Below are 17,696 nucleotides of genomic sequence, written 5' to 3' on the forward strand. Positions count from 1 at the left end.
GAGCAAGTTGGCGGTGCCGCGCGCACTGGCTGAATAAAGAAAACGGCGACCAGATGGTCGCCGTTTTTTATGGGGGAGTCACCGCTTGCTTACTGCACGCAGACCGGGCAGAAGGCGTAGGTGCCTTGCGGATCGTTGAAGCGGGTAAGCGGGTCGAGACTGCGGTTCACTTCCACCAAGGCCTTGCCAAATCCTGCCGGCAGCCAGCTTTGCAACTGGGGGGTCAGCACTTGGGCACTGCTGTCAAACAGCTGGCGCAGGAACTTGTCCTTGGTGGACTCCTCCTGCTCGATGGGGGTCACCTGCCACTCTTTGAGGTTGGCGAGGTCGGCTGCTGCCTTGATGGCGTCATCCAGATTGCCGAACTCGTCCACCAGGCCCAGGGCCTTGGCATCCTCACCAGTCCAGACCCGACCTTCGGCCGCTTTTTCGGCCTCTTCCGGGCTCAGACCACGGCCCTTGCTGACCAGACCGATGAAGCGCTGGTAGGTATCTTCCACGCTCAGCTGGATAGCCTGACCGACGTGATCCGGCAGGGCGCGGGTCGGGCCTACGCCAACATAATCTGTGGTGCCAACCCCGTCGGTATGCACCCCGAACTGGGCCAACGCCTTGTCGATGGTGGCGAACATGCCGAATACCCCGATGGAACCGGTGAGAGTAGTGGGGGAGGCGAAGATCTTGTCCGCATCGGCGGAGATCCAGTAGCCACCGGAGGCGGCATAGCTGCCCATGGAGACCACTACCGGTTTGCCTGCCTGTTTCAGGGCCAGCAGCTCGGCGCGGATCTGCTCGGCGGCGAAGGCACTGCCGCCCGGGCTGTCGACCCGCAGGACCACGGCTTTGACCTTGTCATCGCGGCGCGCATCGGCCAGCAGGTCGGAGAGGCTATCACCGCCGATGGTGCCGGCAGGCTGTACGCCATCCATGATGGCGCCGCTGGCGACCACCAGACCCACCTCATCCTTGCCGCTCTGGGGATATTGCTCGGGTACTGCAGCCAGATACTCTTTCAGGCCGACCCCTTTCCAGCCGTGATCGTCAGCTTCACCCACCTCTTTAATGACCGCCTGGGTCATCTCGTCGCGGGTGGCCAGCTGATCCACCAGCCCGTTGTCGAGGGCGTAGTTGGCGGCATTGCCACCGGCCTTGCGCAGCAGCTCGAGGAAGCGATCCTTGCCCGGCGCGACCGCATCGGGTTCGATCTCCCGCTGCTCGGCTACGTCAGCCACATAGGATTGCCACAGCTGATCCAGCCAGCGCTGGTTCGCCTCTTTGCTCTCGGGGGACATCTCGTCGCGGGTATAGGGTTCGACGAAGGATTTGTAGGTGCCGACCTTGAACACGTGCGGGGTGATATTGAGCTTCTCCAGCGCCGACTTGAAGTAGGTCTGGTAGACACCAAGCCCCTCGATCACCACGGCGCCGCTCTGGTTGAGCAGCACGTGATCGGCGTGGGCCGCCAGCAGGTATTGCCCCTGAGTGTAGAAGTCGGCCATGGCGATCACCGGTTTGCCGCTCTCCCGGAAGGAGTCGATGGCACTCGCCACCTCCTGCAGTTTGGTGAAGTTGGCTCCCTGCAGCCCTTGTGGCTTGATCACCAGCGCCTTGATGCGCTCGTCATCCTTGGCACTCTTGATGGCCCACAGCAGGTCGGAGAGAACGATCTCGCTCGGCTGCTCATCGCTGCTGTCCATCTGGCGCAGCAACTGGACGGTGGGATCTGTCTGGGAGCGTTGCTCCACCAGCACGCCGTTGAGATTGAGGGTCAGCGCCCCTTCGATGGGCGCCTTGGGGGCCTCTTTCTGGCTGACGCTGAAGACGATGACCAGCACTACGATGAGAAACAGCAGATTGACCAGCATCAGCCGGGTGAAATTGAGCAGGCGCCACAGGCTGCGGAACAACCAACCCAGACCTTTGAAAATAGACATAGTCGCGTTATCGCCCTGTTAATGGGTAGAGAAGAGCCATTATTAACCAGTTGCGGGCGAAATTGCCATTTCCGACTGGCGGATCCCGCCTATCTTCGTTCAGGGCACGGCTGTTCGCTGAAAAATTGTCCAAACATTTGTTTGAAAAAGAATTTTCGATTCTTTACTCTAGCCTCAGTTTGATAACAAAAAATTAACTGGAGGCATCGTGAGCCGCTATCCGACCCTGCTGACCCCGCTCGACCTTGGTTTTACCCAGCTGCGCAACCGCGTCTTGATGGGCTCCATGCATACCGGCCTCGAAGAGGAGAAGGGCGGTTTTGACAAGCTGGCCGCCTTTTATGCCGAGCGCGCCCGTGGTGGTGTTGGCCTTATCGTCACCGGCGGCATTGCCCCCAACTTGCGCGGTCGGCTGGTACCTCACGGCTCCCAGCTGAGCTTCCCCTGGCAGGTGAGCAAGCACAAGAAGGTGACCAGCGCCGTGCATCAGGAGGGGGGCAAGATAGCGCTGCAGATCCTCCATGCCGGTCGTTACGCCTATCATCCCTTCAGTCTGGCCCCGAGCGCCCTCAAAGCCCCCATCTCCCCGTTCAAGCCACGCGCCATGAGCGAGCGACAGATCCGCGGCACCATTCGCGACTTCGCTGCTACAGCAGCGCTGGCCAAGGCGGCCGGTTATGACGGGGTTGAGGTGATGGGGTCGGAAGGCTATCTCATCAACCAGTTCATCTGCGAGCGCACCAACAAACGCACCGATGGCTGGGGCGGCAGCAGCGAAAACCGGATGCGCTTTCCGGTGGAGATTGTCCGCGCCATTCGCGAGCGGGTCGGCACCGACTTCATCATTATCTTCCGCCTCTCCATGCTGGATCTGGTGGAGCAGGGCTCGACCCTGGAAGAGGTGATCGCCCTTGGCAAAGCGCTGGAAGCGGTGGGGGTGACCCTGATCAACACCGGTATCGGTTGGCACGAAGCGCGTATTCCCACCATCGCCACCAGCGTGCCGCGCGGCGCCTTCAGCTGGGTGACCGCCGAGCTGAAAAAGCATCTCAAGGTGCCGCTTATCACTACCAACCGTATCAACACCCCCGAGGTGGCCGAGCGGATTCTGGCGGGGGGCGAGGCGGATATGGTCTCCATGGCGCGCCCCTTCCTGGCGGATCCCGAGTTTGTCATCAAGGCGGCCGAGAACCGTGCGGACGAGATCAACACCTGCATCGCCTGCAATCAGGCTTGCCTCGACCATGTGTTCAAGCAGAAGCGAGCCTCCTGTCTGGTCAATCCTCGCGCCTGTTTCGAGACCGAGCTTACCTTTGGCCGCGTGCCCCAGCCCAAGAAGCTGGCGGTAGTGGGGGCGGGCCCGGCTGGCCTGGCGTTCGCCTGTTACGCTGCCGAGCGCGGTCATCAGGTGAGCCTGTTCGATCAAGCCAGCGAAATCGGCGGCCAGTTCAACTTCGCCAAGCAGATCCCGGGCAAGGAGGAGTTTCACGAGACTCTGCGCTATTTCGCCAAACGGCTGGAGAAGTGCGGCGTCGAGCTCTATCTCGGCCAGCGCCAGAGTGCCGAGAGCCTGCTCGGCGGCGGTTTTGACGAGGTGATCCTCGCTACCGGTATTCGTCCGCGCACCCCCAATATTCCGGGGATCGAGCATCCCAAGGTGATGAGTTATCTCGATGTATTGCGGGATCACAAACCGGTCGGCCAGAAGGTGGCGGTGATCGGCGCTGGCGGCATCGGTTTCGATGTAGCTGAGTATCTGGTAGAGAAGAAAGTGGAGATGGATGCCGATGGGCACCGTGATCACTGGCTCAAGGAGTGGGGCATCGACAAACAGCTTGGCGAGCGCGGTGGCCTCACGGTTCCTGAAATCGACGCCCCCGAGCGCCAGATCTGGCTGCTCCAGCGCAAGGAGAGCAAGGTGGGTGACGGCCTTGGCAAGACCACCGGCTGGATCCACCGTACCGTGCTCAAGAACCGCAAGGTGCAGATGCTCTCCGGGGTGCAATATCTGGGGATCGATGACGAGGGCTTGCACATTCAGGTGGGCGAGACCAAGCAGTGTCTGCCGGTGGATCAGGTTATCGTCTGCGCCGGGCAGGAGCCCCTTAAAGAACTGCAGGCCGGGTTGCAGGCGGCAGGCAAGCCGGTGCATATCATCGGCGGAGCCGACGTGGCTGCCGAGCTGGATGCCAAGCGCGCCATCCGGCAAGGGGCCGAGCTGGCTGCGATCATCTAGCCAGCTGTGCCATCCTGCCCTTTATAGTGCGATAAACCCCTGAGCCTCAGGGGTTTTCTTCATTCGGTGCTGTGCTAAGGTAGCGCCATCATTGCCCCAGAGAAGGAATTGCCCATGGATGCCCTCACCCTGTTGCTCAATCGCCACTCCTGTGGCCGTCTCGCCGATCCCGCCCCGAGCGGTGAGGTGCTCGACAATATCCTCAAGGCGGGTCTGCGCGCGCCGGATCACGGTACCCTGACCCCCTGGCAGTTCATTCTGTTTGAAGGGGATGGGCGCGAGCGGCTGGGCAAGCTGCTGGCCGAGGCGGCCCGTGCCCGTGGCGAAGATGAAGAGAGCATCAAGAAGTGCAGCGAAGCGCCACTGCGGGCGCCCTTGGTCGTCGCCGTGGCAACCCGTTATCAGGATCACCCCAAGGTGCCGAAACTGGAGCAGGAGCTCTCTGCCGGTTGTGCCCTGATGGCGATGCAGATGGCGGCGCAGGCACAGGGCTTCAACGGTATCTGGCGCTCCGGCTGGTTTATCTTCGATGAGCAGATCAACAAGGGACTGGGGCTGGCGGCAGAGGAGCAGCTGGTGGGTTTCCTCTACCTCGGTACCCCCATGCTGGAAGCGCGTAAACTGCGCGAGCTGCCGCTCGATGAGTTTGTCCGCCGTTTCTGACTTTTCGGCCACGTTGCGGTTGAGAGAAGCAAAGCCTCGAGAAATCGGGGCTTTTCTGTTTAACCGTGAATAGTAACCAGAGAAATTGGGGAAAATAAATGGCTCAAAGAGGCTTCGCACGCCATAGCAGGTAATTATTTAAATAGTGCGATGTACCTCGCAATCCTGTTGTATTTCACTATGTAAAACGTTTGCGCATTCGCTAATATCTCCCTGCCAGTTTAGAAGGGCACTCCTTCTAATTTTTCTGCGATGAGAGTCGCAATTCCGTAGCACCTTTTAACAGCCCAACGTCTTCGTGACATTGGGCTTTATTTTTTATGGGGTGTCGGGGCTGTTGTGAGTTGATGGCGGTATCAAGATGCAGCCAGGTTGGCAGCCTTATGCCCTGTTTTTGGCTGGCAGGATCCGGGCTGGATTGCCGACTACCCGAGCTCCGGCCGGTACATCTTTGGTGACTACGGCGCCCGCGCCGACGATCGCCTCCCGCCCTATGGTGACGCCGGGCAGCAAGATGGCGCCGCCCCCAATCCAGACCTTGTCTTCAATGGTAACCGGCAGCGCCGTCTCTGTTCCCTGAATCCGTTCATCGGCCTCCAGCGCATGGGCTGCGGTATAGATCTGCACGTTTGGCCCAATCATCACATGGGCGCCGATGCGAATGGGGGCATTGTCCAGCAGGGTCGCTCCCATATTGATGTAGGAGTCCTTGCCCAGGTGGATGTGGTGGCCATAGGTGCAGTAGAGGGGCGGGCAGATAAAGGCGTTCTCTGCCAGTTCGCCAATCAGCTCCGCCAGTAGTGCCCGCTGCTCAGCCTCATCTTCCGCCTGATTGAAACGGCGATAGCGCTGGGCCGCCTCCCGGCGCAACTGGGCCAACTCGGGTGTCATGCAGTTGTACGGTTGGCTGCAAATCATCTTCTGGTATTCGATCATGGCAGGGCCCCAATGATGTGGAAGAACGATGTTAATCCCTCATTGGCCAGAGAAGCGTGAACCGTCCCTCAGAGTGGGAAAGGAGGGAGAAACAACAAGAGCACCCGCGGGTGCTCTTGTTTAATAAAGATGCTGACTTGCCGCCTTGAGAGCGGGAGCTATGTTTAGCCGTGCTTGCGGCCGGAGAGGCGGCACCACTCTTCCTTGACGGCGGTCGGGTCCATCTCGAACCACTGACCGTAGATAGTTTCCAGCTCCGGAGCCTGGCTCTCCAGCACGCCGGAGAGAGCCATCAGGCTGCCCGGCTTGCCGTGGCCGGCGATAAGTGGAGCCAGTTCGCGCAGCGGGCCGGCCAGGATGTTGGCAACCACCACGTCCGCTTCGACATCTTGCGGCTGGTCGGCTGGCAGATAGAGCTCAATCTGGTCGGCGACACCGTTGCGCGCGGCGTTGTCGCGGCTGGCCTGAATGGCCTGCGGGTCGATGTCGATGCCGATGACGCGGGCGGCACCCAGTTTCAGGGCGGCGATGCCGAGAATGCCGGAGCCGCAACCAAAGTCGACCACGGTTTTACCGGTCAGATCGAGGCCGTCCAGCCACTGCAGGCAGAGGGCGGTGGTGGGGTGGGTACCGGTACCGAAGGCCAGACCCGGATCCAGCATGACGTTGACTGCATCGGGGTTCGGCACATCGCGCCAGCTCGGGCAGATCCAGAGGCGCTCGCCAAACTGCATCGGGTGGAAGTGATCCATCCACTCGCGCACCCAATCCTTGTCTTCCAGCTGCTCGACCTTGTAGCCGACGTTTTCGCCGAAGATCTGCTGGAAGAAGGCGATGGTGGGAGCCGGGTCGGTTTCGGCATCGAACAGACCCATCACTTCGGTCTCGCCCCAGAGCGGGGTTTCACCGGGCATGGGTTCGTAGACGGGCACATCCTTGGCATCCATAAAGGTCACCGCCTGGGCTCCACGCCCCAGCAGCATGTTGCTCACCTTGTCTGCGGTCTTGGCAGTGGCGTTGATTCGAATTTGTATCCAGGGCATGGCGTCGACTCTTCATAAATGTGAAACCGCGAGATTCTACCATCATGGGGCAGTGCTGTCGTGGTTTGCCCATGACGTGGAGGGATACGGGGGCTTTTGCCGGATTGGCACGGTTCCTGTATTGCACTATGCAGGCGAAGACGACCGGTTTTCGCTGAACGCTTTGCTCAAGTTCCGTCATCTTTCACTGCCACCCTCGGGTGGCATTTTTTTATCTGTACTTGTTTACCTTCGAAAAAAAGTTAGCCAGACAAAAAAGAGCAAGGTCGGCACCTTGCTCAAGGATGGGCTGACGCCGTTTTGGCGCATCATGCTGCTGTTGGCACGCCAGATGCAAAGACTAGATTGTCCTGCATAAGGATATGTGTGTGATTGTTACCCCAATGTTCAGGTATTCAGGCCATTTCTCGTGAAATGGCCTCTTTTTTGGCTGATTGTCGGACGTTGGCCTGCCACAGGCTGTCATGAGTGCTGCTGGTTGTGCCCGTTTGGGGCATCTCCTTGGTGAACTTATCCCATCATGGTGCGTTTGAGGGCTTAGTTGGCAAAGCCGCTCATGTCGATCACCAGCTTGCCTACCATGCGGCCTGCTTCCACCTCGGCATGGGCCTGAGCCAGCGTGACCGGGGTCAGTGACGGGATGGTTCTGGTCAGGGTGGTCTGCAATACCCCTTCATCGACCAGTGCCGCCACCCGGCCGAGCAGGCGGTGCTGCTCGATCATGTCCGGCGTCTGGAACAGGGAGCGGGTGAACATGAACTCCTGGCTGAAGGTGACGCTCTTGCTCTTGAGCAGGGAGAGATCCCACGGCTCGCTCGATTCGGCGATGGTGCAGATATGGCCAAACGGGCGGATCAGCCCTGCCATGGTGGCCCAGTGTTCGGCGGTGGCGTTGGTGCAGAAGATGGCATCGACCTGGGTGATGCCAAGGGCGGTCAGCTCCTCCTGCAACTTGTGGTGGTTTACGACCTGATGGGCGCCCATCTCGAGGCACCACTCACTGCTCTCGGGGCGGGAGGCGGTAGCAATCACCTCCATACCGGTGAGCTGGCGGGCCAGCTGGATGGCGATGGATCCCACGCCACCGGCGCCGCCGATGATCAGCAGTTTGCCACGGCTTTCGCGGGTAAGAGCGAAGCGCTCGAACAGGGTCTCCCAGGCGGTGATAGCGGTGAGCGGCAGGGCGGCGGCCTCCACATCGCTCACGCTGGTGGGGGCGATCGCGGCGATGCGCTCATCCACCAGTTGCAGGGCGCTGTTGCTGCCCGGGCGGCTGATATCGCCGGCATACCAGACCCGGTCGCCCGCCTTGAACAGGGTCACTTCGCTGCCGGTGGCGATCACTTCCCCCACCGCATCCCAGCCCAGTACCCGGGGCGAGCTTTCAATTTTGGCCCTGGGGGAACGCACCTTGGTATCCACCGGATTGACGGAGGTGGCGGTGACCCGCACCAGCAGATCCTGCGGGCCCGGAACCGGATCGGGCAGGTTGGCGGCGATGAAGCAGTCGGGGTGGTCGCTTGGCAGATAGTGAGTCAGGGCAATGGCTTTCATGGTTTTTCCTTTCAAATCGCTGTGTTCGGGATTGCCACTCACTCTAGTCTGGTTGATTATCAAGATTAAGATGGGTAATCGGTAAAGACTGTTTGAATATATGAACAATGTCGATCTGGAGTTGATGGGACTGTTCGCCACCGTGGTGGAGCAGGGAAGCTTTACCCGGGCCGCCGAGCTGCTAGGTATGCCCAAGTCATCGGTGAGCCAGAAGATCTCGCGGCTCGAATCCCAGCTCGGGGTGCGGCTGTTGCAGCGTACCACTCGCAGGTTGAGCCTGACCCCGCAGGGGGAGCTCTATGTGGAGCACTGTCAGGGGCTGCTGGCTCTGGCCCGCAGCGCCAATCTGGCGATGGCACGGCTGCGCTCGGCCCCGGCGGGGCGGGTGCGGATTACTGCCCCCGAGGCGACCGGTACTCTATTGCTTGGCCGGATCCTCGCCGAGTTTCGCGCCCTCTATCCCGAGGTGGTGCTGGAACTGACCCTGAGCGATGAACAGCTCGATCTGGTGGGGGAGGGTTATGATTTGGCGCTGCGGGCGGCGCCGCTGAAAGACTCCAGCCTCATCTGTCGGCGTATCGGTGAGGTGGCGCGCCATCTGGTGGCGGCGCCCGCCTATCTGGCGGCCCACGGCATGCCGCAACAGCTGAGCGAGCTGGGTCGTTATGCCTGTCTGGTGCACTCGGCCATGCCGGTGTGGCCATTGCAGGAGGGGGGCTGGCGGCCACAGGGGGCCTGTGTCAGCAACAGCTTGCTGGCGCTGCGGGAGATGGCGCTTCATGACGGGGGGATTGCCCTGTTGCCCCACCATGTCTGTGAAGGGGATTTGGCGGCGAGGCGATTGCAGAAGGTGTTGCCGGATCAGCCCATTCCGGCTAACCCGTTTTACCTTATCTATCCCAGTCGGGAGCATCTGGCCCCCGCTCTGCGCACCCTGATGGATTTCGTGGCCGAGCGGTTGCTGTTTGCCTGAGTTACCAGCTGCTCTGGCTGGCCGACTCCTGATTGGGTTTGAGGCCGAGGGGGACCGACTGGCGCTCCGCCAGCATGCGGATCTGCCCTTCAATCAGGCTGGCGCTGGGGCCCAGCACCAGCACCAGCTGGTGGTCGTTGAGCTGGATCCAGGAGAGGCAGCCCAGCCCCAGCAGGCGTGACTGATCCACCAGTGAAATATCGCGCACCCGCAGGCTGAGGCGGGTGATGCAGACACTCATCGCCACCAGATTGTCCATCCCGCCCAGCACCTTGAGGTACTGGATCGCCAGCATCTGCGGGTCGGAGGGGGCAACGCTGGCAAGGCGCGGATGCTCCACTGCGATGGGCTTGCTCGGCATGCTGAGGGGGGCGCGCTCCAGCAGTTGATAGAACAGCAGGGTGTAGGCAACGAAGAACAGGATACCGACCGGAATGAGCCAGAAGCTGTGCTCCCCTGCCTGATAGCTCAGCACCAGATCCAGCAGACCGGCGGAGAAGTAACTGCCCACTTTGATCCCCAGCCCGCTACAGACAGCGAGCGATAGCCCGGTCAGCAGGGCGTGGGCGAGAAACAGCCAGGGGGCGGTAAAGGCGAACAGAAACTCGATGGGCTCTGTGATACCCACCAGTGCCGAGGTGAGCGCCAGGGTGAGCAGCAGCCCGCCCTGCGGCAGCCGCTGCATCCGCTGGCGGTGCAGCCAGATGGCAAAACAGGCGCCCGGCAGGCCGAACATGATGATGGGGTAGAGACCGGCCACATACCCTTCATGAAGGGGCTGGGCGGTGGCCAGCGCCTGCAGGTTGCTCTCGCCAAGGCCGATGACGCTACCCAATACCTGATGCAGCCCGAGCGGGATTAGCAAGCGGTTGAGGGTGCCGTAGCAGAAGGCGCCAAACGGCGTGGTAAGCAGCTCGGAGGTGAGCAGGGTCAGCCCGCGCTCCAGCGGCGGCCACAGCAGCGAGAGGGGGATGGCGATCAGCAGGCAGGCCAAGGCCGACACCAGCAGGCTGGGAAACTCCCCCTTGGCGATCTGCAGCCAGCGGGGCAGTGTTTGTTGGTGAACCCAGGGGTAGATGATGGCAGTGGTGAGCCCCGCCAGCAGACCGCAGATCATGTCGGCGTGCAGGTTGGGGGCCAGCGTATTGAAAGCGGTGCTGAGCAGCAGGAAGTTGACCGCACCCGCTAATGTCTGTCCGCCCAGCTCTTGCCGACTCAGGCCAAAGGCGATCGCCACCGCATAGATAAGCGGCATCTGGCTGAAGATCGCCTGACCGGTGAGGGAGAGCACCGCCAAATCGAGCACGTCGGGTTGCCCAAGCCGGTAGATCAACGCCGCCATCGGCAGGATGGAGACGGGCAGCAGCAGGGCATAACCGAGCCGCTGCAGGGCTTGAGTAACGACTTGTCGAGTGGCTTTAACGGGCATACAGCGGCTACGTTCTGTGACTTGGCGCACAGTTTAACCGGAAAACACCTATTTGGGGATAGTTTTGGAACCCCTAATTTATATTTTTATTATTTCTGCCCGAAAAGCTCGCGCACTTCCCGCGAGGGCGGTGCCGTCAGCAGGCTCACCGTGATAAAGACCACCAGCGCCAGCGTGAGGCTTGGCACGATGGCGTGCAGGCCAGCCAGCTTGATCCCCCACTGACTGAGTACCCCATAGCAGACGATGCCGCTGACCATGCTGGCCAGCGCGCCCGGGCCGTTGGCCCGTGACCAGTAGAGACCGAGCACCAGCGGCCAGAGGAACACCGCCTGCAGACCGCCAAAGGCGAGCAGGTTGAGCCAGATGATCATCTCAGGCGGTTGCAGCGCCGCCAGCAGCACCAGGGTGCCCAAGATCAGGGTACAGAGCAGGGAGAGGCGCGGAATGCGCACCTCCAGCTTCTCCTGCTTTGGACTCAGATAGTTGAGATAGAGATCCTTCACCAGAGTGGCGGAAGCCTGGATCAGCTGGGAGTCGATGGTGGACATGATGGCCGCCATCGGCGCCGCCAGAAAGACCCCGGCCAGCCAGGGGGGCAGCACTTCCATCATCAGGGAGGGCATGATCTTGTCCGGGCTGTCCATGCCTGGCAGGATGGCGCGGCCGAGGGCGCCCGCCAGATGCATGCCAAACATCAGCAGTGCGCTGACCACGGTGCCGATCAGAATGCCGCGATGGAGCGCCTTGCTGTCGCGATAGCCAAAGCAACGCAGCGCCGAGTGGGGCAGCCCCACCACCCCAACACAGACCAGGATCCAGAAGCTCAGCATAAAGGGCTGGGTCAACATGTCGCCAGCCCCCTGCGGGCTCACCAGCTTGGGGTCGATCTCCCTGAGCTGGTGGATAAGGTTTGGCAGGCCGTCACCGGCAATCAGAATTCCTGCCAGCAGGGCGCCGGTGCCGATCAGCATGATGATCCCCTGCAGGGCATCGGTCATCACCACGGCGCGAAAACCGCCGATGATGGTGTAGAGCAGTACGCAGCTGGCAAACAACATCAAGCCCTGCTGGTAGGAGAGGCCGGTGGCGGTCTCCAGCAGGCGGGCGCCGCCGATAAACTGCACCACCATGGTCGCGATAAAGGCGAGGATGATAGTAATGGAGCCGAGGATCACCACCGCCTTGCTCTGGTAGCGGGCCCACAGCATGTCGTTGATGGTCACCGCATTGACCCGGCGGGCGATGATGGCGAACTTCTTGCCAAGCACCCCCAGAGTGAGCCAGACGGTGGGCAGCTGGATCATCGCCAGCAACACCCAGCCCAGACCGATCTTGTAGGCCGCGCCCGGCCCGCCGATAAAGGAGGAGGCCGAGGTGTAGGTGGCCACTAGCGTCATCGCCAGCACCAGCCCACCCATGCTGCGGTTGCCGATGAAGTACTCCTGCACGAAGTTGCCTTCTGCGCGATGGCGGCTGGCCCAGAAACCCACCCCCAGCACCAGCACCAGATAGATGACGAGCGGCAGCATCAACTCAAGATTCATGGGATGACTCCTTGCCGGAAGGGGAGTGGGTATCGAGGGGGATCTCCACAAACAGCCGGTTCACCATCAGGGCGCAGAGCAGAATGAACAGCAGCGGCATCACCATGCAGCTGAGCAGGAACCACAACGGCAGACCCCACAACTCCAGCTGGAGCGGGATAAAATAGGCGGTGCCATACCAGGCAAAGAAGTAGAGCAGGGTCAGCAGCAGGCAGAAAGCTGCTTCCCGGCGGGCGAGAGCAAAACGGTTCACCTTGGCCTCCGACAAATTTGAGGGGCGCAAGAATAACAAAAAAGGGCCATGTCGCCATGGCCCTTTTTCAGCGGAGGCCCCTTGCGGAGCAGACTTCCATCGGAAGTCCGGTCTCTATCAGCGATCCTTACAGACCTAACTTCTTGTGCAGGTAGTGGATGTTAGTGCCACCGTGCTGGAAGTTTTCGTCTTTCATGATCTCTTTTTGCAGCGGTACGTTGGTCTTGATCCCTTCCACCACCAGCTCGTCCAGCGCATGACGCATACGGGCGATGGCAATGTCACGATTCTCGCCGTAGCAGATCAGCTTGCCGATCATCGAATCGTAGTGGGGCGGTACCTTGTAACCGGCATAGATGTGGGAGTCCCAACGCACGCCCAGACCACCCGGCGCGTGGAAGCGCTGCACCAGACCCGGAGAGGGCATGAAGGTGGCCGGATCTTCGGCGTTGATCCGGCACTCGATGGCATGGCCACGGATGCGGATATCCTGCTGGGTGATCGACAGGGGCTGACCGGCGGCGATGCGCAGCTGCTCCTTGATCAGATCGATACCGGTGACCATCTCGGTGACCGGATGCTCAACCTGAATACGGGTGTTCATCTCGATGAAATAGAACTCGCCGTTCTCGTACAGGAACTCGAAAGTACCCGCGCCGCGGTAGCCGATCTCGATACAGGCGCGCACACAGCGCTCGCCGATGAACTTGCGCATTTCGGCGGTGATGCCGGGCGCCGGCGCCTCTTCCACCACTTTCTGGTGGCGACGCTGCATGGAGCAGTCACGCTCGCCCAGATAGAGGGCGTTGCCCTGGCCGTCTGCCAACACCTGAATTTCAATGTGGCGCGGGTTTTCCAGGTACTTCTCCATGTAGACCATGTCGTTCTTGAAGAACTGGCCTGCTTCGGATTTGGTCAGGGCGATGGCGCCCGCCAGTTCCGCTTCATTGCGCACCACGCGCATACCGCGACCACCACCGCCACCGGCGGCCTTGATGATCACCGGATAGCCGATGCGCTTGGCAATGGCGGCGTTGTGCTTGGCGTCGTTGTCGACGGGGCCGTCAGAGCCCGGTACACACGGTACGCCCGCTTTCTTCATCGCTTCGATGGCAGAGACCTTGTCACCCATCAGGCGAATGGTCTCGGCGCGCGGGCCGATGAAGATGAAGCCGGATTTTTCGACCACTTCGGCGAAATCGGCGTTCTCGGAGAGGAAGCCGTAACCCGGGTGGATGGCCACGGCACCGGTTACCTCGGCGGCGGCGATGATGGCCGGGACGTTGAGGTAGGATTCAGTACTGGCCGGTCTGCCGATACAGATGGATTCGTCGGCCAGCAGCACATGCTTGAGCTCCCGGTCGGCGGTGGAGTGAACGGCCACTGTCTTGATCCCGAGCTCTTTACAGGCGCGCAGGATCCGCAGGGCAATTTCACCGCGGTTGGCGATGACTACTTTGTCCAACATGGGTGGCGATTTCCCTTATTCGATGATGAACAGCGGCTCGTCAAATTCGACGGCCTGACCATTTTCAACCAGGATCGCTTTGATCACACCGGCCTTGTCAGACTCGATTTGGTTCATCATTTTCATGGCTTCGACGATGCACAGGGTGTCGCCGACATTGACTTGCTGACCCACTTCCGCGAACGGCTTGGCATCCGGGCTGGAGGAGCGGTAGAAGGAGCCAACCATCGGGGAGCGCATCAGGTGACCGCTCGGGGCGGCATCTGCGGCCGGTGCGGCGGCAACCGGGGCGGCAGCGGCAGGTGCGGCAACCGGAGCGGCTTGCTGCATCATCATCTGCGGCATGGCGGTGGTCACCTGACCGGAGAAGTTGCGGCTGATGCGAACGGACTCTTCACCTTCGGAGATCTCCAGTTCGGCGATGCCGGACTCTTCAACCAGTTCAATCAGCTTCTTGATTTTGCGGATATCCATTAGCATTCTCTTTCTTCTTTATCTGATCAGTGATTATCAAGCCGCGCGCAGATGGTGCACGGCCGCGGTTAAAGCGAATTGGTAGCCATCGGCCCCCAGACCACAAATGACCCCTTTGGCGACATCAGACAGATAGGAGTGATGACGGAACGGCTCCCTGGCATGGACGTTTGACAGGTGAACCTCGATAAAAGGGATGGCGACACCCAGCAGCGCATCGCGAATGGCAACGCTGGTGTGGGTGAAGGCGGCTGGATTGATGATGATAAAATCCACCTGGCCCATGGCCTGATGGATGCGGCCGACCAACTCATGTTCGGCGTTGGATTGCAGATGTTCCAGAGTGACACCGAGTTCGCTGGCGTTAAGCTTCAGATCGGCGACGATCTCATCAAGCGTCTTGCTGCCGTAGATACCCGGTTCCCGTTTGCCCAGCAGATTCAGGTTTGGTCCGTTGAGCAGGAGAATTCGGTGATTTTGCGACATATTGAGTACATCCTCGATGATAATGCTGCTATCTATCAGCTATCTTGTGGACTACCAGAAATCTAGCCATTTTCTGCGCAAATCGGTGTGCCCTGGCACACAGATTTCGCAATTATATTGATTTCGTGAAAATTAGCAGCATTTTACTGGTCTAATCTCTACATCTGGCTATTTATTGCACGTTTCGACCTGAGATACTTCGTCGCTGCCACCTTGCTGTTTGCTGGCAGATAAGAAACGACAAAGCCGGCACAGGGCCGGCTTTGTTGAGCAACAAACGAAGCGGGATCAGGCCGCTTCCGACTTCTCGCGGATGAGTTTGTCTACTACCCCCGGATCCGCCAGGGTGGAGATATCCCCCAGGCTGTCGGTCTCGCCGGTGGCGATCTTGCGCAAGATGCGGCGCATGATTTTGCCGGAACGGGTCTTCGGCAGCCCTTCCGCCCAGTGAATGACATCTGGCGTAGCGATGGCGCCAATCTCCTTGCGCACCCACTCCTTCACCTCTTTGTGCAGCTCGCGGCTCGGCTCTTCCCCGGCGATCAGGGTGACATAGGCATAGATGCCTTGACCCTTGATCTCGTGAGGAACCCCCACCACCGCCGCTTCAGCGATCTTGGGATGGGCCACCAGCGCCGATTCAATTTCGGCGGTACCCATGCGGTGGCCGGAGACGTTCAGTACATCATCCACCCGACCGGTAATCCAGTAGTAGCCGTCCTCGTCGCGACGGGCACCGTCGCCGGTGAAGTAGCGGCCCGGGAAGGTGGAGAAGTAGGTCTGCTCGAAGCGCTCGTGATCGCCGAATACGGTGCGCATTTGGCCCGGCCAGGAGTCGGTGATCACCAGATTGCCCTCGGTGGCGCCCTCCAGCGGCTCGCCCATGTTGTCGACCAGCGCCGGTTGCACCCCGAAGAAGGGACGAGTTGCCGAGCCCGGTTTCAGGTCGGTGACGCCGGGCAGCGGCGTAATCAGGATGCCGCCGGTCTCGGTCTGCCACCAGGTATCGACAATGGGGCAGCGCTCATCGCCAATGGTGCGGTAGTACCACTCCCAGGCTTCCGGGTTGATGGGCTCACCTACCGAGCCCATGATGCGCAGGCTCTGGCGGGAAGTGCCGGTGACGGCTTCGGTGCCTTTGGCCATCAGGGCGCGGATGGCAGTGGGGGCGGTATAGAGAATGGTGACTTGGTGCTTGTCCACCACCTGACTCATGCGGTTGGTGGCCGGGTAGTTGGGCACCCCTTCGAACATGATGGTGGTAGCACCGTTGGCGAGCGGCCCGTAGACCAGATAGGAGTGGCCGGTGACCCAGCCCACATCGGCGGTACACCAGTAGATATCCTCTTCGTGGTAGTCGAACACATATTTGAAGGTGAGGGTGGCATAAACCAGATAGCCGCCAGTGGTGTGCAGCACCCCCTTGGGTTTGCCGGTGGAGCCGGAGGTATAGAGGATAAAGAGCGGATCTTCGGCGTTCATCGCCTCGGGCGGGCAGTCGCTGCTGACGGTGGCGGTCGCTTCGTGCCACCACACATCGCGATGGTTGTGCCAGGCGACATTGCCGCCGGTGCGCTTGAGCACGATCACCTTGTTGACCTGGGTTTCCGGGTTGGTGAGCGCTTCATCCACATTCTTCTTGAGCGGCACCGGACGGCCACCACGCAGCCCCTCGTCGGCGGTGATCACGATGCGCGAGCCCGAGTCGATGATGCGACCAGCCAGCGCTTCTGGCGAGAAGCCGCCGAATACGATGCTGTGTACCGCGCCGATGCGGGTACAGGCCAGCATGGCGATGGCAGCTTCGGGCACCATGGGCATATAGAGGCAGACCACGTCGCCGCGGTGAACCCCTTGGGCTTTCAAGACGTTGGCAAACTTGCACACTTCGCTGTGCAATTCGCGGTAGGTGAGTTTGCGATCTTCGGCAGGGTTGTCCCCTTCCCATATGATGGCAACCTTGTCGCCACGCTCGGCGAGATGGCGATCGAGACAGTTGGCCGAGACGTTGAGCTGGCCATCTTCAAACCATTTGATGGAGACATGGCCCGGATCGTAGGAGGTGTTCTTGACCTTGCTATAGGGTTTCATCCAGTCGAGAATTTTTCCCTGCTCTCCCCAGAAGGTATCGGGATCCTCGATGGAGGCCTGATACATGGCGGCGTAGTCGCCCTTGTCGAGCAGTGCATTGCTGCTGATGTGGGGTTTGACCGGGTAGACCTTGCTCTCGCTCATCACTCACTCCTTTGAATACATACTTTTAATAATTAAGTAACAACTTATACCTTTGGTGGCGGGGGGCAATTAGACTTTTGGATAGGCGGCAACAGTTGGTTACAGGACAAAGAGTGACAATTAATCGGCGAGTGGGTAAAAGGGGGCGTGTCGATTAATTGGAGGTCATGATGTTTTCTCTGTTGCTCTGTGCATCCCTCTGGCAGTTTGATGCGCCAGTGCCCGCTGGCGAACCCCCGAAAGAGTTTGCGATCACCCATCAGGAGGCCTCACCTGCGCTGCGGGATCGGGTGGCTGATCAGCTTGGTCATGCATGGCAGGCCAAGGAGCCTGGTACCAGACTTACCTTCAGCGAGCCAGCCCCCCGTTATGCTGGCGAATCACCGTTGACGCGTATGCTCAATGATCGTGATGATGGTTGGGAATCCCGCTTGCAGATTGAGTGGTAATCCGGTCGGCAGCTAG

Annotated in this window: 16 protein-coding genes; 5 read left to right on the forward strand and 11 right to left on the reverse strand. The window is 60.3% G+C overall.

Features of this window, described 5'->3' with window-relative positions; genetic code table 11:
• Window positions 1-89: 89 nt before the first annotated feature.
• Window positions 90-1,934 (reverse strand): signal peptide peptidase SppA, encoded by a 1,845-nt coding sequence (gene sppA, locus AB5Y99_RS11115; RefSeq protein ID WP_368209713.1) that lies wholly within the window; start codon window positions 1,932-1,934, stop codon window positions 90-92.
• Window positions 1,935-2,142: 208 nt separating this feature from the next.
• Between sppA and AB5Y99_RS11120 the strand changes: the two genes are divergently transcribed.
• Together AB5Y99_RS11120 and AB5Y99_RS11125 are read left to right on the forward strand one after the other, a co-directional pair.
• Window positions 2,143-4,170 carry an FAD-dependent oxidoreductase gene (locus AB5Y99_RS11120; RefSeq protein ID WP_368209715.1) on the forward strand — a complete coding sequence of 676 codons (2,028 nt, stop codon included), beginning with the start codon at window positions 2,143-2,145 and terminating at the stop codon, window positions 4,168-4,170.
• Between the two features lie 114 nt (window positions 4,171-4,284).
• Entirely contained in the window at window positions 4,285-4,833 is a 549-nt protein-coding gene (locus AB5Y99_RS11125; RefSeq protein WP_368209717.1) for an NAD(P)H nitroreductase, read from the forward strand.
• A 381-nt stretch (window positions 4,834-5,214) separates the two neighbouring features.
• Here the strand turns inward: AB5Y99_RS11125 and AB5Y99_RS11130 are convergent, their stop codons facing one another.
• Complete coding sequence (locus tag AB5Y99_RS11130) at window positions 5,215-5,769, reverse strand: sugar O-acetyltransferase (RefSeq protein WP_368209718.1); 555 nt, start codon at window positions 5,767-5,769, stop codon at window positions 5,215-5,217.
• A gap of 164 nt (window positions 5,770-5,933) precedes the next feature.
• A complete protein-coding gene (gene prmA / locus AB5Y99_RS11135) occupies window positions 5,934-6,812 on the reverse strand; it encodes a 50S ribosomal protein L11 methyltransferase (RefSeq protein ID WP_005358410.1) in 879 nt (292 codons plus the stop codon).
• A 52-nt stretch (window positions 6,813-6,864) separates the two neighbouring features.
• Here prmA and AB5Y99_RS11140 point away from each other — a divergent pair, with 52 nt between their 5' ends.
• Window positions 6,865-7,170, forward strand: a complete 306-nt coding sequence (locus AB5Y99_RS11140) for a hypothetical protein (protein WP_323890698.1) — start codon at window positions 6,865-6,867, stop codon at window positions 7,168-7,170.
• Between the two features lie 179 nt (window positions 7,171-7,349).
• Here the strand turns inward: AB5Y99_RS11140 and AB5Y99_RS11145 are convergent, their stop codons facing one another.
• On the reverse strand, window positions 7,350-8,366 hold the full coding sequence (locus AB5Y99_RS11145; RefSeq protein WP_368209719.1) for a zinc-binding alcohol dehydrogenase family protein: 1,017 nt from the start codon (window positions 8,364-8,366) through the stop codon (window positions 7,350-7,352).
• Window positions 8,367-8,466: 100 nt separating this feature from the next.
• On the opposite strand from AB5Y99_RS11145, the gene AB5Y99_RS11150 reads away from it, so the two are divergent.
• On the forward strand, window positions 8,467-9,339 hold the full coding sequence (locus AB5Y99_RS11150) for a LysR family transcriptional regulator (protein ID WP_043822880.1): 873 nt from the start codon (window positions 8,467-8,469) through the stop codon (window positions 9,337-9,339).
• Window position 9,340: 1 nt separating this feature from the next.
• On the opposite strand, the gene AB5Y99_RS11155 is transcribed toward AB5Y99_RS11150, so the two are convergent.
• The 7 genes from AB5Y99_RS11155 to acs all read right to left on the reverse strand — a co-directional run bounded on the left by AB5Y99_RS11155 (window position 9,341) and on the right by acs (window position 17,231).
• Entirely contained in the window at window positions 9,341-10,768 is a 1,428-nt protein-coding gene (locus AB5Y99_RS11155) for a PTS transporter subunit EIIC (RefSeq protein WP_043822878.1), read from the reverse strand.
• A gap of 89 nt (window positions 10,769-10,857) precedes the next feature.
• A complete protein-coding gene (gene panF, locus AB5Y99_RS11160; RefSeq protein WP_323890702.1) occupies window positions 10,858-12,315 on the reverse strand; it encodes a sodium/pantothenate symporter in 1,458 nt (485 codons plus the stop codon).
• Window positions 12,305-12,568 carry a YhdT family protein gene (locus AB5Y99_RS11165; protein ID WP_005338912.1) on the reverse strand — a complete coding sequence of 88 codons (264 nt, stop codon included), beginning with the start codon at window positions 12,566-12,568 and terminating at the stop codon, window positions 12,305-12,307. The genes panF and AB5Y99_RS11165 overlap by 11 nt, the downstream gene beginning before the upstream one ends.
• A gap of 127 nt (window positions 12,569-12,695) precedes the next feature.
• Complete coding sequence (gene accC / locus AB5Y99_RS11170; protein WP_005338910.1) at window positions 12,696-14,036, reverse strand: acetyl-CoA carboxylase biotin carboxylase subunit; 1,341 nt, start codon at window positions 14,034-14,036, stop codon at window positions 12,696-12,698.
• A gap of 15 nt (window positions 14,037-14,051) precedes the next feature.
• A complete protein-coding gene (gene accB, locus AB5Y99_RS11175) occupies window positions 14,052-14,510 on the reverse strand; it encodes an acetyl-CoA carboxylase biotin carboxyl carrier protein (RefSeq protein ID WP_005338908.1) in 459 nt (152 codons plus the stop codon).
• 36 nt (window positions 14,511-14,546) lie between these two features.
• On the reverse strand, window positions 14,547-14,996 hold the full coding sequence (gene aroQ / locus AB5Y99_RS11180; RefSeq protein ID WP_005338907.1) for a type II 3-dehydroquinate dehydratase: 450 nt from the start codon (window positions 14,994-14,996) through the stop codon (window positions 14,547-14,549).
• A gap of 288 nt (window positions 14,997-15,284) precedes the next feature.
• Entirely contained in the window at window positions 15,285-17,231 is a 1,947-nt protein-coding gene (gene acs / locus AB5Y99_RS11185; protein ID WP_368209721.1) for an acetate--CoA ligase, read from the reverse strand.
• A gap of 167 nt (window positions 17,232-17,398) precedes the next feature.
• Here acs and AB5Y99_RS11190 point away from each other — a divergent pair, with 167 nt between their 5' ends.
• Window positions 17,399-17,680 (forward strand): hypothetical protein, encoded by a 282-nt coding sequence (locus tag AB5Y99_RS11190; RefSeq protein WP_225315392.1) that lies wholly within the window; start codon window positions 17,399-17,401, stop codon window positions 17,678-17,680.
• Window positions 17,681-17,696 lie beyond the last annotated feature (16 nt).

This window comes from Aeromonas sp. R4-2 (assembly GCF_040908295.1).
Lineage (GTDB): Bacteria > Pseudomonadota > Gammaproteobacteria > Enterobacterales > Aeromonadaceae > Aeromonas > Aeromonas veronii.

Coding starts and splice junctions, on each gene's coding strand:
- sppA (WP_368209713.1), bottom strand. CDS start 1,934: ATGTCTATTTTCAAAGGTCTGGGTTGGTTGTTCCGCAGCCTGTGGCGC.
- AB5Y99_RS11125 (WP_368209717.1), top strand. CDS start 4,285: ATGGATGCCCTCACCCTGTTGCTCAATCGCCACTCCTGTGGCCGTCTC.
- AB5Y99_RS11130 (WP_368209718.1), bottom strand. CDS start 5,769: ATGATCGAATACCAGAAGATGATTTGCAGCCAACCGTACAACTGCATG.
- prmA (WP_005358410.1), bottom strand. CDS start 6,812: ATGCCCTGGATACAAATTCGAATCAACGCCACTGCCAAGACCGCAGAC.
- AB5Y99_RS11145 (WP_368209719.1), bottom strand. CDS start 8,366: ATGAAAGCCATTGCCCTGACTCACTATCTGCCAAGCGACCACCCCGAC.
- AB5Y99_RS11150 (WP_043822880.1), top strand. CDS start 8,467: ATGAACAATGTCGATCTGGAGTTGATGGGACTGTTCGCCACCGTGGTG.
- AB5Y99_RS11155 (WP_043822878.1), bottom strand. CDS start 10,768: ATGCCCGTTAAAGCCACTCGACAAGTCGTTACTCAAGCCCTGCAGCGG.
- panF (WP_323890702.1), bottom strand. CDS start 12,315: ATGAATCTTGAGTTGATGCTGCCGCTCGTCATCTATCTGGTGCTGGTG.
- accC (WP_005338910.1), bottom strand. CDS start 14,036: ATGTTGGACAAAGTAGTCATCGCCAACCGCGGTGAAATTGCCCTGCGG.
- accB (WP_005338908.1), bottom strand. CDS start 14,510: ATGGATATCCGCAAAATCAAGAAGCTGATTGAACTGGTTGAAGAGTCC.
- aroQ (WP_005338907.1), bottom strand. CDS start 14,996: ATGTCGCAAAATCACCGAATTCTCCTGCTCAACGGACCAAACCTGAAT.
- acs (WP_368209721.1), bottom strand. CDS start 17,231: ATGAGCGAGAGCAAGGTCTACCCGGTCAAACCCCACATCAGCAGCAAT.
- AB5Y99_RS11190 (WP_225315392.1), top strand. CDS start 17,399: ATGATGTTTTCTCTGTTGCTCTGTGCATCCCTCTGGCAGTTTGATGCG.